This window comes from Streptomyces sp. NPDC025638 (genome assembly GCF_055558775.1).
Genome location: NZ_JBVHLX010000002.1, coordinates 500,276 through 517,967, shown reverse-complemented (window position 1 = coordinate 517,967; position 17,692 = coordinate 500,276). Strand labels below are relative to the sequence as shown.

Here is a 17,692-nt window from a genome sequence, read left to right as displayed (position 1 = left end):
TTCTGCCTCACCGTCGCCCCGAGTGCCGTACGGGGGAGCGACGGCCCGCGAGGCCGTATGCGTCGCATTGTCCGGACATTGCGACGAATGCCGTCATCGGCCGGGCGGCCGTCAGGACCGTACGAGCAGCTGGAACTCGAAGGAGTAGCGCGAGGGGCGGTAGGTGTGGTCGCCGAACTCGACCGCGCGGCCGGTGTCGTCGAAGGTGGTGCGCTGCATGGTGAGCAACGGGGCGCCCTCCTCCTCGGCGAGCCGCTCGGCCTCGGGGGCGGTGGCGCCGCGGGCGCCGATGGACTGCCGGGCGCTGTGCAGGGTGATGCCGGCGGAGCGCATCAGCCGGTACAGGCCGGTGGCCTCCAGCTGCGCGGTGTCCAGGTCGAGCAGCCCGGGCGGCAGATGGTTGATCAGGTACGCCATCGGCTCCCCGTGCGCCAGCCGCAGCCGTTCGATGCGCTGCACGTCGCTGCCCTCGGCGACCCCGAGCGCGGCCGCGACCTCGGCGGAGGCGGGGACGACGGTGTTGACCAGGACCTTGGTCGCGGGGCGCTGACCGGCCGCCTCCAGGTCGTCGTAGAGGCTGCTGAGCTCCAGCGGTCGCTTGACCTGGCTGTGCACGACCTGCGTGCCGACGCCGCGACGGCGCACGAGGAGGCCCTTGTCGACGAGGGACTGGATGGCCTGGCGGACCGTGGGCCGGGACAGGCCGAGCCGTGCGGCGAGCTCGATCTCGTTGCCCAGGAGGCTGCCGGGAGTGAGGTCTCCGTGCTCGATCGCGGCCTCCAGCTGCTGGGACAGCTGGAAGTACAGGGGCACCGGCGAGCTCCGGTCCACGGTGAGGGCGAGCGACACGGTCGGGTCCACTTCTGGTTTCGGCACGGGCCGAGCGTAGCTCTGTGAATGGTTGACGGGAAGTTGTGTAGTTTGATTGTCCGGACATACGCATTGACAGCGTGCGGGGTCGCCCCTCACTTTGTTTCCATGCGCATCGGGGTCATCGGCACGGGCCGCATCGGAGCCATTCATGCGAACACGCTCAGCCGCCATCGCGATGTCGGATCGCTGATCCTCACGGACCGGGATCCGGCGCGGGCCCAGGCCCTGGCGCACCGTCTGGGAGAGACGGCCGCGCCGGGTGTGGACGAGATCTTCAAGTGGGGCGTGGACGCGGTGGTGATCACCACGGCGACCTCGGCGCACGCCGAACTGATCGGTCGGGCAGCACGTTCCGGTCTCCCGGTCTTCTGCGAGAAGCCCATCGCCCTCGACCTGCCGGGCACGCTGCAGGCGCTCGGCGAGGTCGACGCGGCCGGGACGGTTCTGCAGATGGGGTTCCAGCGGCGCTTCGACGCGGGCTACATGGGCGCGCGGGAGGCGGTGCGCGCGGGGCGGCTCGGGCGGCTGCACACGGTCCGGGCGATGACCTGCGACCAGTTCCCTCCCCCGGTCGAGTGGCTGCCGCTGTCCGGTGGGCTGTTCCGGGACACCCTGATCCATGACTTCGACGTGGTGCGCTGGGTGACGGGGCGCGAGATCGTCGACGTGTACGCGACCGGGTCGGACGCCGGGCCCGCGATGTTCCGCGAGGCGGGGGACGTCGACACGGGCGCGGCCGTCCTCACCCTGGACGACGGCACCCTGGCCACGGCGACGGCGACCCGGCTGAACGGGGCGGGCTACGACGTCCGGATGGAGCTCGCCGGCGAACGGGACACGGTCGTGGTGGGCCTGGACGACCGTACGCCGGTCGCCTCGACCGAGCCGACCGGGCCGCCCGCCGCGGACAAGCCGTGGACGGGGTTCCTGGAGCGCTTCGGCCCCGCGTACGAGGCCGAACTGTGCGCCTTCGTGGATGTGCTGCACGGCGCTCGGGCCAACCCCTGCGACGGACGGGAGGCCCTGCAGGCCCTGCGGGTCGCCGAGGCCTGCGAGCGGTCCCGCCGCGAGCGCAGACCCGTGCGCCTGATGGAGATCCCCGGCGGCGCCGCGTCCGCGCTCGGATGAGAGCCGTACGCCGGGAACGGCCGCCCCGCCGGGCCGCGGCCGCTACCAGCGCACCGGCAGACTCCGCACCCCGCGCATCAGCATCCCCGGCAGCCAGTCGCCGGGCGGTCCGTCCAGGGTGAGCGCGGGGGCACGGTCCAGGAGCGAGCGGACGGCCGCGCGGGCCTCCAGGCGGGCCAGGGGTGCGCCCAGGCAGTAGTGGATGCCGTGGCCGAAGGCGAGGTGGCCGCGGTTGTCGCGGCGGATGTCGAAGCGGTCGGGGTCGGGACAGCGGGCCGCGTCCCGGTCGGCGGCACTGAGACCGATCAGCACCGTATCGCCCCGCGCGACGGGCGTCCCGGCGATCTCCAGGGGCTCCGCGGCGAATCGGTACGTCGCGTTCTCCACCGGTCCCTCGTACCGCAGCGTCTCCTCGATCGCGCCGTCGAGGAGCGTCATGTCGGCGCGCAGGGCGGCGAGTTGGCCGGGGTGCTCCAGCAGGGCGAGGACGGTGTTGGCGATCAGGTTGACCGTGGTCTCGTGGCCCGCGATCAGCAGGACGAAGGCCATGCCGCGCAGTTCCCCGGGGGACAGCCGGTCGCCGTCCTCGGCGGTGGTGCGGATCAGGTCGCCGAGCAGATCGCCGCTCGGTCCGGCACGCCGTTTGTCGTCGATCAGCTCGGTCAGGTACTCGGCGAGCCGGACGAAGGCGTCGTACTCGCTTTGTGCGCTGGTCGGCGCCACCGCCTCCGTGGACAGCTTCCGGAACTGTGTGCGGTCCATCTCGGGGACGCCGAGCAGCTCGCAGATGACGGTGATCGGCAGCGGGTAGGCGAGGGCGTCCACCAGGTCGGCGCGGCCGTGCGGCAGCATCTCGTCCAGCAGCCGGTCGGTGATCTCCTGGATCCTCGGCCGCAGTTCCTCCACCCGGCGCATGGTGAACGCGCGCGTGATGAGCCCGCGCAGCCGCGTGTGCTGCGGCGGGTCGGCGACCAGCAGATACTTGCCGATCAGCTCCTCGTCGAGGAAGGTCACCCCGATCCTGCTGCCGTCCTTGGACAGCCGGGGGTCGGCGAGGGCCGCACGCGCCTCCTCGTATCCCACGACGAGCCAGGTCTCTTGGTGCTGGTCGGGTGCCGGGAGCCGGACGCGGTGCACGGGACCCCGCTCCCGCAGGCGCGCGTAGACCGGATGCGGGTCCCTGCGGAACCCGTCCCCGAAGTCACCCAGGTCGATCACTTGGCCCATGGCTCCCCCATCTCGGACATCCCCCGAAGTCCTCCGGGCGGGTCCCGGTGCACTGACAACGCGCGACCGGCCCGGCTAGTGCCCGGGGTGCTCGCCGGCGTGCCCCTCGTTTCCCTCTTCTCGCCCCTCTCCCTCTTCCAGGAGTCCCGCGTCGTAGGCCAACAGGGCGATCTGCACGCGGTTGTTGAGGCCGAGTTTGGCCAGGATGCGGGACACGTGGGTCTTGACGGTGGCGACGCTCATGAAGAGTGCGGCGGCGATCTGGGCGTTGGCGAGCCCGCGGCCGACCGCGACGGCGACCTCCCGTTCGCGGTCGTTGAGGCCGACGAGCCGCTCCCGCGCGCGGGAGCGCCGGGTGTCGGCGGGGGTGCCGGCCGCGTGCTCCATCAACTGGCGGGTGACGGTGGGCGACAGGACGGGATCACCGGCCGCGACCCTCCGCACCGCCTCGACGATCTCGGCGGGCGGGGTGTCCTTCAGGACGAATCCGGCCGCACCCGCGCGCAGGGCGCGCAGCACCTGCTCGTCGGCATGGAAGGTGGTGAGGACGACGACCTGAGGGGCGTCCTTGCGGCCGCGCAGCCGCTCGGTGGCCGTGAGCCCGTCCACCGACGGCATACGGATGTCCATCAGGACGACGTCCGGCCGGGTGCGGTCGACGACCGCCTCGACCTCGCTGCCGTCCGCTGCCTCCCCGACGATCTCGATGTCGTCGGCCCCGCCCAGCATGAAGGACAGGCCCGCCCGCACCAGGGGATCGTCGTCGACGAGGAGCAGTTTGATCGCAGTCATGTGCCTTACGTAATCACGGTTGCGGGACGGCGAATCACGATTGCGGGACCGCCAATCACGGTTGCAGGGCAGCGAATCGCACCCCACGCCGTCACGCCGCGCCCCACGGCAGTCGGCCCCGCACCTCGAAGCCGCCGTCCGCCGTGGGCCCGTGCTCCAGTCGGCCCCCGGCCAGCGTCGCGCGCTCGGTCAGGCCGATGAGACCCTGGCCGGAGCCGGGGACCGGCCGGGGCACGGACGCGGGGGCGGGGTTGTGGACCGAGACGGCCAGACCGTCGCCGGGGGCGCCCGTGACGGTCACCGTGACCTCGGCGCCGGGGGCGTGCTTGCGGGCGTTGGTCAGGGCCTCCTGGGCGATGCGGTAGGCGGTGCGGCCCACGGAGGCGGGGACACCGGCCGGGTCGGTGACGCGGTTGTCGAGGCTGACCTTCATGCCGGCCTCGCGGGACTCGGCGACCAGGGCGTCCAGCGCGGCGAGCGTCGGCTGGGGGCGGCCGGTGTCGTCGGAGTCGCCCGCCCGCAGCACGCCGATGATCTCCCGCAGGTCCTGAAGGGCCTCGTGCGCGCTCTCCCGGATCACACCGGCGGCCCTGGCGATCTCCTCGCGGGGCGCGTCCGGCCGGAACTCCAGGGCTCCCGCGTGCACGCTCAGCAGGGTGAGCCGGTGGGCGAGCACATCGTGCATCTCCCGGGCGATGGCCTCACGGGCGAGACGCTGGGCCTGCTCGGCGCGCAGCCGCGCCTCCGTCTCGGCGCGCCGGGCGCGGTCGCGCAGGCTCAGCATGAGCTGCCGCTTGGAGCGGACGAACAGGCCCCAGCTGATGACCGAGACGGTCATCAGCGTGGTGAACGTGACGACGGCCGCGTACGGCAGGTCGGGGTCGGGGCGCAGCCAGTAGAAGCCCGGCATCAGCGCGAGGCCGATCCCGCCGACCCAGGCCACGTACCGGAAGGGGCGGTGCACGGCGAGCGTGAACAGGGTGACCAGAGCGGCGCCGCCCGAGGTGTTCGACAGGAAGCCGACGGGGATCATGGCGACGGCGAGCCCGAACGGCCACCGGCGGCGCAGCCAGACCGCGGCACAGGCGAGCACGCCGAGCAGCTGGTCCGCGACGGCCAGCGCATGCGGGGTGTGGGGGTCGTGCCGCAGGGTGTCCGCGGCGGCCAGGCCGAGGGCGACGGCCAGCAGGAAGCAGGTGAAGTCGACGACCCAGTCGCGCGCGGTGCGCCGCGGCGGCCGCCCCAAGGCCCCGGCGTCCGGGTCGAGTTCGTGCACCACGGCGGACGGGAACAGCCATCGGCGTCCCGCGAACCCCTGCGGCGCCTGCGCCTGCTCGTCACCGCTCACGGTCGGCAAATCTACGCAGCGCGAGTCCGCGCGGTCTCCCCGCGCGCGATATCGCGTACCAAAGTCGCGACGCCATGGACTTTCGGTGATCCGCCCCGGCGCGAGGACCGTCCTCCGGCGGGACGGGACTCGCCCCGCGGCCGATGCGTGGGGGGAGACCGCGGGGCGAGAGTCGTGCCATGAAGAAGCTGCTGGAGCTGATCGGATTCCTCGCCCTGGTGCAGGGCGTGCTGGGCCTGGTGCACGAGTTCACCCACTGGCACGTGGGTCTCGTGCAGCGGCTCGGCTTCCTCGACGGCTACGAGGTGTACGCGAGCGCCGCCCTGGTGGTACTGGCGTGCGCGCTGTTCGCCGCGGCGGAGAGCCGGAGGCCGGACTGAGCGCCGGCCCGGCCTCCGGCTGGTCGCACCGTTCTCCCGGAACCGGCTACCGGCTACCGGCTCAGCAGCCGAAGTCGATCAGGTCGAACGTGGCGTAGTGGTCCGCGGTGTAGTAGTCCTCCTGGTACTCCTCACCGGTGACGATGCGCCGCGCACCGCGGGTGGAGGAGCCGGGGGTCTTCACCGTGTACTCGTGGTAGTAGCCGGTCGTCTGCTTGGGCAGGACGTCTTCGCGGTTCTGGAAGACCACCCCGTCCTGCGAGTACGGGAACGGGCCACCCTGGTCGATGAGCCGCAGGGTGGTGTACGCCTGCGAGGGCAGGTCGCTGTGGCAGATGCTGCCGACGGACGAGGCAGCCGCGTCCGCCGTGGTGGCGGAGACCGTACCGCCGACGAGGAGGGCGGACAGGACGGCGCCCGCGGCGCCGATGCGAGTGATTCGTGGGGGGAATCTCATGGCCTCATGATGACGCGCGTAGACAGTGGCATGTCAATGACAAAGTTGAAGATTTTCCCTTCAAGTCAGATGAGTTTTCAGGGAGTTAACCTGCGACCCACGGTTCCCACGCGCTCCCCACAAGCGCGCTAGGCGTTGTCCGGGAGCTCGTACGAGCCGTAGTCGGGGCGGCCCGCGAAGTCGTACGTCTGGATGGAGACGCCCGCCGCGGTGACCTGCCCGCCTGCGTGCCGGAACTTGGTGGGCGGGGCGCCCTCCTCGAAGAAGCGGCGGCCGGCACCGAGGACGACCGGGAAGGTCAGCAGGTGGAGCGTGTCGACGAGGTCGAGGGCCAGCAGGGAGCGGACGAGGGCTCCGCTGCCGTGGACCTGGAGCTCGCCGTCCGTCTGTTCCTTGAGGGCGGTGATCTCCTTGGCGAGGTCACCGCCGATGACGGTGGTGCCGGACCAGCCGGGCGCGGTCAGGGTCGAGGAGGTGACGTACTTGGGAAGTGCGTTGAGCCTGGACGCGATCGGGTCGGCGGGGTCGGTCATCTTCGGCCAGTACGAGGCGAAGATGTCGTACGTACGGCGCCCGAGCAGAAAGGCACCGACGCGGTCGAAGACCTCGGTGACGAACCGGCCGAAGTCGTCGTCGCCGTACGGAAAGCTCCAGCCGCCCTGCTCGAAGCCGCCGCTGGTGTCTTCCTGGGGGCCGCCCGGCGCCTGGTAGACGCCGTCGAGGGTGACGAACATGGTGGAGACGAGCTTGCCCATGTCGGGTGCCTTCTTCCTGGGGTGGGGTCTGTTGTCATCAGTGCAGACCCCGGACGCACCCGCAACTCATCGGTCCGCCCGCCCGAGGGCGGGATCAGCCGCCCAGTTCCTGGTGGCGGGCGGCCAGGGCGGCGGTTCCTGCCTCCGTCAGGGAGCCGAACAGGCGCAGGCGGGAGATGCCGCCGTCGGGGAAGATGTCCACGCGCGCGTGCGTGCCGACGGCGGGGTCCGGCAGGACGAACCTGTGGTTGGTGTCGGGCTGGAGGCGGGTGCGCGGGAGGATCTCGCGCCAGTCACCGCTCTCGCCGTCGCGCACGGACACCGACGCCCAGCCGGCGCTGTTGCCCTTCAGGTAGGCCGTGTCGATCTCGATCGCGCGGATCCGGGACTGGGCGGCCAGTCGGTAGCTGATCCAGTCGTTGCCCTGGTCGCGGCGGCGGCGCGTCTCCCAGCCGTCGTCCATCTTGCGCGAGCGGCCCGGCTGGATGGTGTTCGTCGCCGGGGAGTAGAAGAGGTCGGAGGCGTCCTCGACCCGGCCGCCGTGCTCCAGGGCGACCACGTCGAAGGTGCCGAGCGCCTCCAGCCACGCGGGGTCGGGCACGACCTCGCCGTACACGCGCAGGCGCGCGATGCCTCCGTCGGGGTGCTGGTTGACGCGCAGATGCGTGAAGCGCTGTTCGACCGAGACGGCGAAGCCGTTCGCCGCGTGGCCGCCGACGGGCGTGCGGGGAACGAGGGTCGTCCACTTCACGTCGTCGCCGAGCAGTTCCGCCGGGGACGGGGCGCCCGGTACGGACGTGCCCTCGACCGACACCGCCTGCGGGTAGTTGCCGCGGAAGTGGGCCGTGTCGACGACGATGCCCCGTACGACACCGGGCGCGCCGAGGCGGACCAGCGCCCAGTCGTGGTCCTCGGCGGTGGGCCAGGGGTGCTCTGCCGAGGCCCCGCGGCGGCGGCGCGTCTCCCAGCCGTCCATGATCTTGCCCTTGTGCCCGAAGTGCTCGGGGTCGAACTCGGCCCGCTCGGGCACCAGCAGGTTCTCCCGCTGGGCGAAGAACTCGTCGTTGGCGGCGATGACACCGGCGCCGAGCTGCCGGTCGGCGAGGTTGGCGTGGTGGGTGAAGGGGAAGTCGGCGGTGCGGTAGTCCGCGTACGGGTCACCGCCTCCGTAGGGGTTCGCGTCGCCGGTGAAGCCGGCCGGATCAGATGGACGCTGTGCCGTCACGGTGATCAGGTGTTCCTTTCGGGAGTCGGCCGCCGCGGATGCGGGGGATCAGGGGGTACGGGTCAGCAGTCGGCCCTTCGGCTCGGTGAACTCGCCGTCCGCGACGATGCGTTCGCCGCGCAGCCAGGTGGACTTCACGACCCCGTACAGGGTCTTGCCCGCGTACGCCGTCACGCGGTTGCGGTGCTGGAGGGCCGCCGGGTCGACCGTGAACGTCTCGTCGGGGGCGAGGACGGCGAAGTCCGCGTCGCGGCCGGCCTCGATGGCGCCCTTCTCGGCCAGGCCCACCAGGGCCGCCGTACGCGTCGACATCCAGCGGACGACGTCCTCCAGGCCGTGGCCGCGCCGGCGTGCCTCGGTCCACACGGCGGCCAGGCTGAGCTGAAGGCCGGAGATGCCTCCCCAGGCGGTGGCGAAGTCGTCGGTCTTGAGGTCGGCCGTCGACGGCGAGTGGTCGGTGACCACGCAGTCGATGGTGCCGTCCGCCAGCGCCTGCCAGAGCAGGTCCTGGTTGGCCGCCTCGCGGATGGGCGGGCAGCACTTGAACTCGCTGGCACCGTCCGGGACTTCCTCGGCGGTCAGGGTCAGATAGTGCGGGCAGGTCTCCACCGTGACGCGGACACCCTCGGCCCGGGCGGCGGCGATGAGGGGCAGTGCGTCGCTGGAGGACAGGTGCAGGACGTGCACGCGCGCGTGGAGGCGCTTCGCCTGGGCCAGCAGGCTCGCGATGGCGGTGTCCTCGGCGTCGCGCGGGCGGGAGGCGAGGAAGTCGGCGTACTTGGGGCCGCCGTGCTGCGGGGCCGCGTCCAGGTGGTGCGGGTCCTCGGCGTGCACGATCAGCAGGCCGTCGAAACCGGCGATCTCGGCCAGCGACCGGGCCAGTTGCTCCTGGTCGAGGTGCGGGAACTCGTCCACGCCGGACGGCGACAGGAACGCCTTGAAGCCGAGGACGCCGGCGTCGTGCAGCGGGCGCAGGTCCTTGACGTTGTCGGGCAGGGCGCCGCCCCAGAAGCCGACGTCGATATGGGCCTTGTCCTCGGCCACCCGCCGCTTGGTACGCAGGTGGTCGACCGTCGTGGTCGGCGGGAGGGAGTTGAGGGGCATGTCGACGAGGGTGGTGATGCCGCCGGCCGCCGCGGCGCGGGTGGCGGTCCAGAAGCCCTCCCACTCGGTGCGGCCGGGGTCGTTGACGTGCACGTGGGTGTCGACCAGGCCGGGCAGCAGGACGTCGTCGCCGAGGTCCTCCAGGCGGGCCGCGGACGGTACCTCGGCGTCGTACGGCAGTACGGCCGTGATCTTCCCGGCGGAGACCGTGACCGAGGCGGCCCGCGTCCCTTCCGGGGTGATGACGCGTGTCGAGCGCAGCACCAGTTCAGCGTCGGACACCCGGACCCCTCTCTCTGCCGCCGTCTCGCTTCCCGGAAACGGGATGTACTGCCACGTAAGGGAATTCAACGTTCTGTTGAAGGAGTCTTCACTCCCACCCCTGCGCCGTCAAGAGGCACACTTCTACCCAGTGCACCCGGCACCGCTGCTCTGGACGTTTCCACTGAGCGGAATTAGAATTCCAGCAAGCAGAACGTAGCTACGTACGAGCAGGGAGTCAACCGACTGCCGGGTAGGCTTCTGCCCTTCCTGCCAGTCCCGAAAGGAACGCGCCGTGCCGACGTCCAGCGCCAGCACCAACGACTCCGCCAAGTCCGCCGGTGGCGGGGTCCAGTCCCTGGAGCGCGCCTTCGATCTGCTGGAGCGGATGGCCGACGCGGGCGGCGAGGTCGGTCTGAGCGAGCTGTCCGCGAGCAGCGGGCTGCCGTTGCCCACGATCCATCGGCTGATGCGCACGCTGGTCGTCTGCGGCTATGTACGTCAGCAGCCCAACCGGCGGTACGCGCTCGGCCCGCGCCTGATCCGCCTCGGCGAGTCGGCGTCCCGGCTGCTCGGCACATGGGCCCGCCCCTACCTCGCGCGCCTTGTCGAGGAGACCGGGGAGACGGCGAACATGGCGCTGCTGGACGGCGACGAGGTCGTCTATGTCGCCCAGGTGCCGTCGAAGCACTCGATGCGCATGTTCACCGAGGTCGGCCGGCGGGTTCTGCCGCACTCCACGGGCGTCGGCAAGGCGCTGCTCGCCCATGTCCCCGACCACGAGGTCCGCGCCCTCCTGTCCCGCACCGGCATGCCGGCCGCGACGGAGAAGACGATCACCACGCCGGACGCATTCCTGGCCGCCCTGGAGGAGGTGCGCCGCCTCGGGTACGCCGTGGACGACAACGAGCAGGAGATCGGCGTCCGCTGCCTCGCGGTCCCCGTGCCGGACTCCCCCACGGCCGCCGCCATCTCCATCTCCGGCCCGGCGGGCCGCGTCACGGAATCGGCAACGGACAAGATCGTGCCGGTACTCCAGCAGATCGCAACGGAACTGTCCCAGACCTTGGCAAGCTGAGCCCGCCGGGGGTTCGGCCCCTGCGCGGCCAACGTCCGGTTTCTCGATTCCCGGCGACGCCGACGAGCGAGGCGACCGGCGTCGGCGAGACCGTGCCGACCCCTTCCTGCGGGCGCGCCAGCGGCGCGGTCGGCGGCACGACCGCCACCGGTCCCCGTTCTCGGTGCCTGGCCGGGGGGACCGCGGTCGGCAGCCCGCGCGCCCAGTCGCCTGTCGGCGTCGGCATCCGCAGAAAGAGGGCGGCGGACGCCGTGAACGTTCTCTGCAGGCCCCCGGGGCCGCAATCACCGCGCGCCGGTCGCCCCGTCGGGCAACCAGTCGTGCGCCACCGCCTTCAGAGGCGTGGCGAGCTCCGCGCCGGGCTCGGGGGCAGGGCTGCCGCCGAGGATGTTCTCGGTGCGGCTCCCGAACAGGTCCACCGACAACCCCGCGCCGGGGCCGGCGACTCGTCCCCAGCACCGCCCACCAGCGCCAGAGCCGAGCGCACCCCTCAGCGCCGCGGCGGTTCCCCGAACAGTCCACCGCGACCCGGACCTTCGACAACCCCCGGGCAGGCACGCTCACCGAACCGATCGCGCCCGCGATCACGAGCAGCGAACAACGCAGACGAGGCACCCCGGGAATGCCGCCCGAGGCCGTGTCCCCGGGAATGCCTCCAGGACCAGAGCCGGCGCACACCCTTCAGCCGCGCGGCGGTTCGCCGAACAAGTCCACCGCGTTGCGGACCTCCGACAAACCCCGTGCCAGTGCGCTGACCGAACCGATCGCGCCCGCGATCAGGAGCAGGGAGCGGCGCAGGCGGGGTATCTCGGGCATGCCGCCGGAGGTCATCGCGGCCAGGGCTGCCAGTTCGTCCTCGGCTATGCAGCGGTCGGGGAACTCGGCCGGGTGTGCGGCGAGTTCGCGGCGCAGCCGGGACACCGCGGTCCGCAGTTCCGCCACTCTCGGGTCCTCGTCGCTGCCGGTCACCGACCTCTGCCCCAAGCTCCGCAACACAGCCCTCCCCCTCGCACGCCGTCGTGTGCGCACTGGTGCCCGTGGCGTAGGTCCGGCGCCGGGCGACGCGGGTCAGTAAACGCCACCCGGTACGGGGAGCGCCACTGCGCGGACCGAAATTCAGTCCATCGAAACCGGGCACTCCGCCCCGCGTCAGGTATGCAGGACACATGACGGACAACCAAGGCCGGATCGCCGGTCTGCTCCTTGCCGCGGGCGGCGGAAGGCGGCTCGGCGGACGGCCCAAGGCACTGCTCGAACACCGGGGACGCCCCCTGGTGGAGCACGCGGTCGGGGTGCTGCGCACGGCCGGATGTGATCGCATCCATGTGGTGCTGGGCGCCCGGGCCGACGAGGTCCGGGAACGGGCGGACCTGAGCGGCTGCGTCCTCGTGGACAACCCCGGCTGGGCCGAGGGAATGGGGTCCTCGCTGCGGGCCGGCCTCGACTCGCTCGCCGGCACGGGCGCCCGCGCGGCCCTGGTCTCGCTGGTCGACCAGCCCGGCATCGGCCCCGAGGCGGTCGCCCGGGTACTCGCCGCCCACGAGGACGAGAGGTCCCTGGTCTCCGCCGCCTACGACGGCGTACGCGGACACCCGGTCCTCTTCGGCTCCGTCCACTGGGCCGGTATCGCCCGCACCGCGACCGGCGACCGGGGCGCCCGCGCCTATCTGAAGGAGCACGAGCGGGAGATCCGGCTCGTCGAGTGCGGCGACGTGGCCGAACCGTACGACATCGACACCGCCGAGGATCTGATCCACCTTGAGTGAGCGGGATGGCACCGAGAGCCACCTTGCCTCGACCCGGAGAATCTCGATGTCAACAAACCATTGAAGTTCCACGATGAGGAAACTAGTATCCACTGTTCAGAAGCGCCCTGCCGCTCCCCGGGCGTCCTCAGCCCTACCCGGTACGAGTGGCACCCGGTGCCACCGCTGAAGGAAGTGACAGCTCATGTCCGCACCAGCGCCGTCTCCGCTGGCCATCGTCGACGCCGAGCCCCTGCCCCGGCAGGAGGAGGTCCTCACCGACGCGGCGCTCGCCTTCGTGGCCGAGCTGCACCGGCGGTTCACGCCACGCCGTGACGAACTCCTCGCCCGCCGCGCGGAGCGCCGCGCCGAGATCGCCCGCACCTCCACGCTCGACTTCCTCCCGGAGACCGCCGCGATCCGCGCCGACGACTCCTGGCGGGTCGCCCCCTCGCCCGAGGCCCTCAACGACCGGCGCGTCGAGATCACCGGCCCCACCGACCGCAAGATGACCATCAACGCCCTGAACTCGGGCGCGCGCGTCTGGCTCGCCGACTTCGAGGACGCCTCCGCGCCCACCTGGGAGAACGTGGTCGTCGGCCAGCTCAATCTGATCGACGCGTACACCCGGAACATCGACTTCACCGACCCCGGGTCCGGGAAGTCGTACACGCTGAAGGCGAACGAGGAGCTGGCCACCGTCGTCATGCGTCCCCGCGGCTGGCATCTGAACGAGCGCCACCTCGTGGACGCGGACGGAACCCAGGTCCCCGGCGCCTTCGTCGACTTCGGGCTGTACTTCTTCCACAACGCCCGGCGTCTGCTCGACCTCGGCAAGGGGCCGTACTTCTACCTCCCCAAGACGGAGTCGCACCTGGAGGCCCGCCTCTGGAACGACATGTTCGTCTTCGCGCAGGACTACCTCGGCCTCCCGCAGGGCACCGTCCGCGCCACCGTGCTCATCGAGACGATCACGGCCGCCTACGAGATGGAGGAGATCCTCTACGAACTCCGCGACCACGCCTCCGGGTTGAACGCGGGCCGCTGGGACTACCTGTTCTCCATCGTCAAGAACTTCCGTGACGGCGGGCCCCGTTTCGTCCTGCCGGACCGCAACGCCGTGACGATGACCGCCCCGTTCATGCGGGCGTACACCGAACTCCTCGTCCGCACCTGCCACAAGCGCGGTGCGCACGCGATCGGCGGCATGGCGGCGTTCATCCCGTCCCGCCGCGACGAGGAGGTCAACAAGGTCGCCTTCGAGAAGGTCAAGGCGGACAAGGACCGCGAGGCGAACGACGGTTTCGACGGCTCCTGGGTCGCCCACCCGGACCTGGTCCCGCTCGCCATGGAGTCCTTCGACAAGGTCCTCGGCGACCGGCCGAACCAGAAGGACCGGCTGCGCGAGGACGTGCACGTCGAGGCGGCCGACCTGATCGCGATCGACTCGCTGGAGGCCAGGCCGACGTACGCGGGCCTGGTCAACGCCGTGCAGGTGGGCATCCGTTACATCGAGGCGTGGCTGCGCGGCCTCGGCGCGGTCGCCATCTTCAACCTCATGGAGGACGCGGCCACCGCCGAGATCTCCCGCTCGCAGATCTGGCAGTGGATCAACGCGGGCGTCGAGTTCGAGAACGGCGAGACGGCGACTCCCGAGCTGGCCCGCAAGGTCGCCGCCGAGGAACTGGCCGCCATCCGGGAGGAGACCGGCGAGGAGGCCTTCGCGGCCGGCCACTGGCAGCAGGCCCACGATCTGCTGCTCCAGGTCGCCCTCGACGAGGACTACGCGGACTTCCTCACCCTGCCCGCGTACCAGCAGCTCACCGGCTGAGACCTCATCCTTCCGAGTGGCCCGAGGACTTCCCCCGGGCCACTCGGTCGCGTACGGCCCGCTTCACCGGAGGTGCGCCGACCAGTCCTTTTCCGCCGCCGGCTTGCCGTGCAGGTCGGGAACCCGCTTGAGCCAGTTCGGACGGCCCTGCTGGGTCCTCGCCGCCCGGCGGGCCTCCTCGGCGGCGAGCTCCTCCCGGGTGGGGAAGTCGGTCGGGAGCCAGGCGGCCGACGCCCGCACGCGCGCGTGGAGGTAGTCCACATACGCCCTGCGCACCTCGTCCGGCGTCGTGAACCCCTCTTCGCCCCTCAGCCAGGCGTCGGGGACCTCGGCGACGATCTCCCGCAGCAGTTCCTCCGTCACCTTGGGCGCCAGCTCCGCGTCGGCCGCCCGGGTGTCGGGCGTGTAGTGCCCGAGGGCGTGATGGCGGAAGTCGTACGCCTTGGCGGGATCCGACGCGTCCCAGCGGTGGTGGAAGACGAGGGCGGCGCCGTGGTCGATCAGCCACAGGCGCGGGGGCACGGTGCCGAAGGTGGGCCAGACCATCAGGTTGGAGCTGTGCACCGTGCGGTCGACGTTCACGGTGAGCGCGTCGAGCCAGACGATCCGGCCCGCCTCCAGGGGATCGACCCGGAAGGTCTTCGCGACCTCCGGGGTGAAGTCCTTCGCGCCCGGCAGACAGTCCATGCCGAGGTTGAGGCCCTGGCTCGCGGTGTGCAGGTCCCGTACCTCCTGGTGCGGCTCGCCGTCGGCGATGGCCGGGTCGAAGTGCACCAGGACCAGCTCGGGGAACCGCAGCCCCAGCGCCCGCGCGAGCTCGCCCACGATCACCTCGGCGACCAGCGCCTTGCGGCCCTGCGCGGAACCCGTGAACTTGACGACGTATGTGCCCAGGTCGTCGGCCTCGACGACTCCGGGGACGGAGCCGCCGGACCGCAGGGGTGCGATGTAGCGAGTCGCAGTGACCTCTCTCATCATCTTCCAACACCCCACCGATCATGTGCCTTGCATTCCAAGCCCAGCTCCGACGCCGCTTACTTTCGGGCTCCGGTATGAAGTGAGCATAGAGAACGGAGCCGCAGCCATCGTCCGCTGTCAGTCCTCCTCGTGATCGTCGTCCGTGCCGTTGCCGGCACTGTCGTCGTCGGAGTCGTCCGTACCGGGGAGTCAGGGTCTACTTCTCTCCTCCCGACGCCCTCTCGAACACCCCGCTGTCGGGGGTGTCCGCCGAGTTGCCCGGGCGCTCCCGGTGGGTGTGGCTCTCGGCGTGGCGGAGGCGGACGACGGCGTCGAGTCCGCCTCCGGGGGCCGTCTCCAGAGTGACCTCGCCACCGCTGGCGCGGGTGAGCTGCCGGACCATCGGCAGGCCGAGGCCCGTGCCGTCGTGATCGGCACCGGCGGCCCGCCAGAACCGGTCGAAGGCCCTGCGCCGTTCGGACTCGGTCATGCCGGGACCTTGGTCGATCACGTGCAGCTCGGTCTCGGGCGCCGTCCTGCTCCCTTCCCCCGGGGCGTTGATGACGGCCAGAGTGATGGCGGTTCCCGGCGGGGACGCGCGCAGCGCGTTGGAGAGCAGGTTGTCGATGATCTGCTCCAGCGCGCCCGGAGCCGCCCACACCCGAACGGCCGTGGCTCCGCAGACGATGAGGTCGACCTTCTGTTCATCGGCGAAGGCCGTCCAGATGGCGACGCGATCGGCGACGACGGCGCGGAGTTCGACCGGCTCCGGCCGGATCGCGGAGTTCTCCAGCCTGGCGAGCGCGAGCAGCCCCTGCACCATACGGCTGAGCCGCTCCAGCTCCCCGACCGCCTTGTCGAGACTGTCCTGGGCGCACGGGGCGAGGTGCGGCTCGAAGTTCTCCAGGCGCAGGCGCAGTGAGGTCAGCGGAGTCCTCAGTTGGTGCGACACCTCGGAGGCGAACGCCTGCTGCGCGTGCAGCAGGTGCTGAAGCCGGGTCGCGGTGGTGGTGAACAACGCGGCCAGGCGGCGCAGTTCCGGCGGTCCGTGATCGGTGGCCGGTGGATCGGTGATACGGCCGTCCGCGAGCTGCGCGGTCGCCAGTTCCAGGGCCCGCACGGGACGGGTGATCGAGCGGGCGAGCGCGAAGCCGATCAGGAAGACCGCGGCCAGCACCCCCAGCCCGACGAAGCCGAGAGCCAGCCAGGTGGCATGGATCTTCGCCTTGAGCGGGCCCAACGCATACACGGTCCGCACGACACAGGGGACGTCGGCATCCGAGCCACCCGGCACCGTGGCGAAGAGGACGTCCCCGCCTGCGGACGGGGCGCTGCGGCTGCCGACGACGGGGTGATCGCGCAGCGCGGCGGAGATGTCCGGCTCGGTGGACAGATTCTTGCCGACCGGGGCGAGGGCGGCGCTGTCGGTGAGGACGACGCCCCGGTGATCGGCGACGAGCACGCGGCTGCCGGTTCGCCGTCCGTAGGCACGAGCCAGTTCGGGAAGGTCGCCCGCAACCCCGTGCTCCATCTTCTCCTCGCAGACCTCGGCGAGCGTCATCGCCCCCTGCTGCGCCGAATGGGAGAAGCGGGACACCTCGCTGCGGGCGTAGAAGAGGCCGAACGGCACTTCGAGCGCGAGCAGGACGAACAGTATGAGGCTCAGATGGCTGAGCAGGATGCGACGGGTCACCGAGGCGCTCCGCCGCGTGCCGGCGCTGTCACGGAAACGGTGTCGACGTGAGCCGGGGGGACCAGGCGGAAGCCGATTCCGCGGATGTTCTCGATCCAGGAGGAGTCACCGAGCTTGCGGCGGAGCGCGGCGATGTGGACGTCCAGCGTCTTGGTGGGGCCGAAGAAGTTCGGTTCCCATGCCGTGTCGAGAATCTGCCGACGGGAGCAGACCGCTCCGGGGTCTTCCGCAAGGCAGCCGAGCAGGTCGAACTCCTTGGGCGCGAGGGCGAGGGGAGAGCGGTGCAGGTGCACCTGCCGGGTACGGCGGTCGATGGTCAGCGGGCCGATCCGCTGGACGTCGGAGGTCCCGGGTGGCGTCACGTCGTCCGAGAGCCCCGGTTCCTGACGGTGCGTGTCCGGCACGGCGGGGCGGGTGCGGCGGGTGACCGCGCGGATCCGGGCGACGAGCTCCCGTACACCGAACGGCTTCGAGACGTAGTCGTCGGCGCCCAGCTCCAGACCGAGTACCCGGTCGACCTCGTCGTCCCTGGCAGTGATCATGATGATCGGCACCGACGAGCGTGTTCTGAGCGCACGGCAGACGTCGATGCCGTCCATGTCGGGCAGCCCCAGGTCCAGCAGCACCATCGCCGGCTCCGGCGCGGCGAGGCCGTCGGCCCCCGTTCTGGCGTGCTCCACGGTGAATCCGAAGCGGTGCAGTCCCTCCACCAATGGTCCGGCCACCCGGTCGTCGTCCTCGATCAGCAAGACACGCATGCCGGAAAGGCTCACAGACCTCGGCTTGAGCGTGCGGCGCTTTCCTTGGCCGTCCACCGGATTCACCACGGATGGAGTAA

18 protein-coding genes and 1 pseudogene are annotated in these 17,692 nt (G+C 71.3%); 5 read left to right on the top strand and 14 right to left on the bottom strand.

Annotated features, from left to right (window positions below; translation table 11 throughout):
* Positions 1–111 precede the first annotated feature (111 nt).
* Positions 112–849 carry a GntR family transcriptional regulator gene (locus ACZ4EG_RS06430; protein ID WP_453557640.1) on the bottom strand — a complete coding sequence of 246 codons (738 nt, stop codon included), beginning with the start codon at positions 847–849 and terminating at the stop codon, positions 112–114.
* A gap of 129 nt (positions 850–978) precedes the next feature.
* On the opposite strand from ACZ4EG_RS06430, the gene ACZ4EG_RS06425 reads away from it, so the two are divergent.
* Complete coding sequence (locus ACZ4EG_RS06425; protein WP_453557486.1) at positions 979–2,001, top strand: Gfo/Idh/MocA family protein; 1,023 nt, start codon at positions 979–981, stop codon at positions 1,999–2,001.
* 42 nt (positions 2,002–2,043) lie between these two features.
* On the opposite strand, the gene ACZ4EG_RS06420 is transcribed toward ACZ4EG_RS06425, so the two are convergent.
* The 3 genes from ACZ4EG_RS06420 to ACZ4EG_RS06410 all read right to left on the bottom strand — a co-directional run bounded on the left by ACZ4EG_RS06420 (position 2,044) and on the right by ACZ4EG_RS06410 (position 5,377).
* The gene (locus tag ACZ4EG_RS06420) at positions 2,044–3,228 is read right to left on the bottom strand and encodes a cytochrome P450 family protein (RefSeq protein ID WP_453557488.1); all 1,185 of its coding nucleotides are present in this window, start codon (positions 3,226–3,228) and stop codon (positions 2,044–2,046) included.
* A 75-nt stretch (positions 3,229–3,303) separates the two neighbouring features.
* Positions 3,304–4,020 (bottom strand): response regulator transcription factor, encoded by a 717-nt coding sequence (locus tag ACZ4EG_RS06415; RefSeq protein ID WP_467789764.1) that lies wholly within the window; start codon positions 4,018–4,020, stop codon positions 3,304–3,306.
* A 91-nt stretch (positions 4,021–4,111) separates the two neighbouring features.
* Positions 4,112–5,377, bottom strand: a complete 1,266-nt coding sequence (locus ACZ4EG_RS06410; RefSeq protein ID WP_467789763.1) for a sensor histidine kinase — start codon at positions 5,375–5,377, stop codon at positions 4,112–4,114.
* Positions 5,378–5,547: 170 nt separating this feature from the next.
* Between ACZ4EG_RS06410 and ACZ4EG_RS06405 the strand changes: the two genes are divergently transcribed.
* The gene (locus ACZ4EG_RS06405) at positions 5,548–5,748 is read left to right on the top strand and encodes a hypothetical protein (protein ID WP_390707197.1); all 201 of its coding nucleotides are present in this window, start codon (positions 5,548–5,550) and stop codon (positions 5,746–5,748) included.
* A 61-nt stretch (positions 5,749–5,809) separates the two neighbouring features.
* Here ACZ4EG_RS06405 and ACZ4EG_RS06400 read toward each other — a convergent pair whose 3' ends face one another.
* The 4 genes from ACZ4EG_RS06400 to allB all read right to left on the bottom strand — a co-directional run bounded on the left by ACZ4EG_RS06400 (position 5,810) and on the right by allB (position 9,571).
* Positions 5,810–6,205, bottom strand: a complete 396-nt coding sequence (locus ACZ4EG_RS06400; RefSeq protein WP_467789762.1) for a guanyl-specific ribonuclease — start codon at positions 6,203–6,205, stop codon at positions 5,810–5,812.
* A gap of 128 nt (positions 6,206–6,333) precedes the next feature.
* Positions 6,334–6,960, bottom strand: a complete 627-nt coding sequence (locus ACZ4EG_RS06395) for a dihydrofolate reductase family protein (RefSeq protein ID WP_467789761.1) — start codon at positions 6,958–6,960, stop codon at positions 6,334–6,336.
* 94 nt (positions 6,961–7,054) lie between these two features.
* On the bottom strand, positions 7,055–8,194 hold the full coding sequence (gene alc, locus ACZ4EG_RS06390) for an allantoicase (RefSeq protein WP_467789979.1): 1,140 nt from the start codon (positions 8,192–8,194) through the stop codon (positions 7,055–7,057).
* A 39-nt stretch (positions 8,195–8,233) separates the two neighbouring features.
* A complete protein-coding gene (gene allB / locus ACZ4EG_RS06385; protein ID WP_467789760.1) occupies positions 8,234–9,571 on the bottom strand; it encodes an allantoinase AllB in 1,338 nt (445 codons plus the stop codon).
* Positions 9,572–9,845: 274 nt separating this feature from the next.
* On the opposite strand from allB, the gene ACZ4EG_RS06380 reads away from it, so the two are divergent.
* Positions 9,846–10,628, top strand: a complete 783-nt coding sequence (locus ACZ4EG_RS06380; RefSeq protein WP_390707201.1) for an IclR family transcriptional regulator — start codon at positions 9,846–9,848, stop codon at positions 10,626–10,628.
* 284 nt (positions 10,629–10,912) lie between these two features.
* Here the strand turns inward: ACZ4EG_RS06380 and ACZ4EG_RS06375 are convergent, their stop codons facing one another.
* The 3 genes and pseudogenes from ACZ4EG_RS06375 to ACZ4EG_RS06365 all read right to left on the bottom strand — a co-directional run bounded on the left by ACZ4EG_RS06375 (position 10,913) and on the right by ACZ4EG_RS06365 (position 11,624).
* On the bottom strand, positions 10,913–11,047 hold the full coding sequence (locus ACZ4EG_RS06375) for a hypothetical protein (RefSeq protein ID WP_467789759.1): 135 nt from the start codon (positions 11,045–11,047) through the stop codon (positions 10,913–10,915).
* A gap of 103 nt (positions 11,048–11,150) precedes the next feature.
* Positions 11,151–11,306 (bottom strand): annotated as a pseudogene (locus tag ACZ4EG_RS06370) (DUF5955 family protein); the annotation flags it as partial.
* A gap of 3 nt (positions 11,307–11,309) precedes the next feature.
* The gene (locus tag ACZ4EG_RS06365; RefSeq protein WP_467789758.1) at positions 11,310–11,624 is read right to left on the bottom strand and encodes a DUF5955 family protein; all 315 of its coding nucleotides are present in this window, start codon (positions 11,622–11,624) and stop codon (positions 11,310–11,312) included.
* 170 nt (positions 11,625–11,794) lie between these two features.
* Between ACZ4EG_RS06365 and ACZ4EG_RS06360 the strand changes: the two genes are divergently transcribed.
* Together ACZ4EG_RS06360 and aceB are read left to right on the top strand one after the other, a co-directional pair.
* On the top strand, positions 11,795–12,394 hold the full coding sequence (locus ACZ4EG_RS06360; RefSeq protein ID WP_467789757.1) for a nucleotidyltransferase family protein: 600 nt from the start codon (positions 11,795–11,797) through the stop codon (positions 12,392–12,394).
* Positions 12,395–12,578: 184 nt separating this feature from the next.
* On the top strand, positions 12,579–14,204 hold the full coding sequence (gene aceB / locus ACZ4EG_RS06355; protein WP_467789756.1) for a malate synthase A: 1,626 nt from the start codon (positions 12,579–12,581) through the stop codon (positions 14,202–14,204).
* Positions 14,205–14,267: 63 nt separating this feature from the next.
* On the opposite strand, the gene ACZ4EG_RS06350 is transcribed toward aceB, so the two are convergent.
* The 3 genes from ACZ4EG_RS06350 to ACZ4EG_RS06340 all read right to left on the bottom strand — a co-directional run bounded on the left by ACZ4EG_RS06350 (position 14,268) and on the right by ACZ4EG_RS06340 (position 17,612).
* On the bottom strand, positions 14,268–15,182 hold the full coding sequence (locus ACZ4EG_RS06350) for a HipA family kinase (RefSeq protein ID WP_467789755.1): 915 nt from the start codon (positions 15,180–15,182) through the stop codon (positions 14,268–14,270).
* A gap of 196 nt (positions 15,183–15,378) precedes the next feature.
* Positions 15,379–16,854 (bottom strand): sensor histidine kinase, encoded by a 1,476-nt coding sequence (locus tag ACZ4EG_RS06345; RefSeq protein ID WP_467789754.1) that lies wholly within the window; start codon positions 16,852–16,854, stop codon positions 15,379–15,381.
* Entirely contained in the window at positions 16,851–17,612 is a 762-nt protein-coding gene (locus ACZ4EG_RS06340) for a response regulator transcription factor (protein ID WP_453557514.1), read from the bottom strand. Before ACZ4EG_RS06340 ends, ACZ4EG_RS06345 begins: the two co-directional genes overlap by 4 nt.
* Positions 17,613–17,692: the final 80 nt, after the last annotated feature.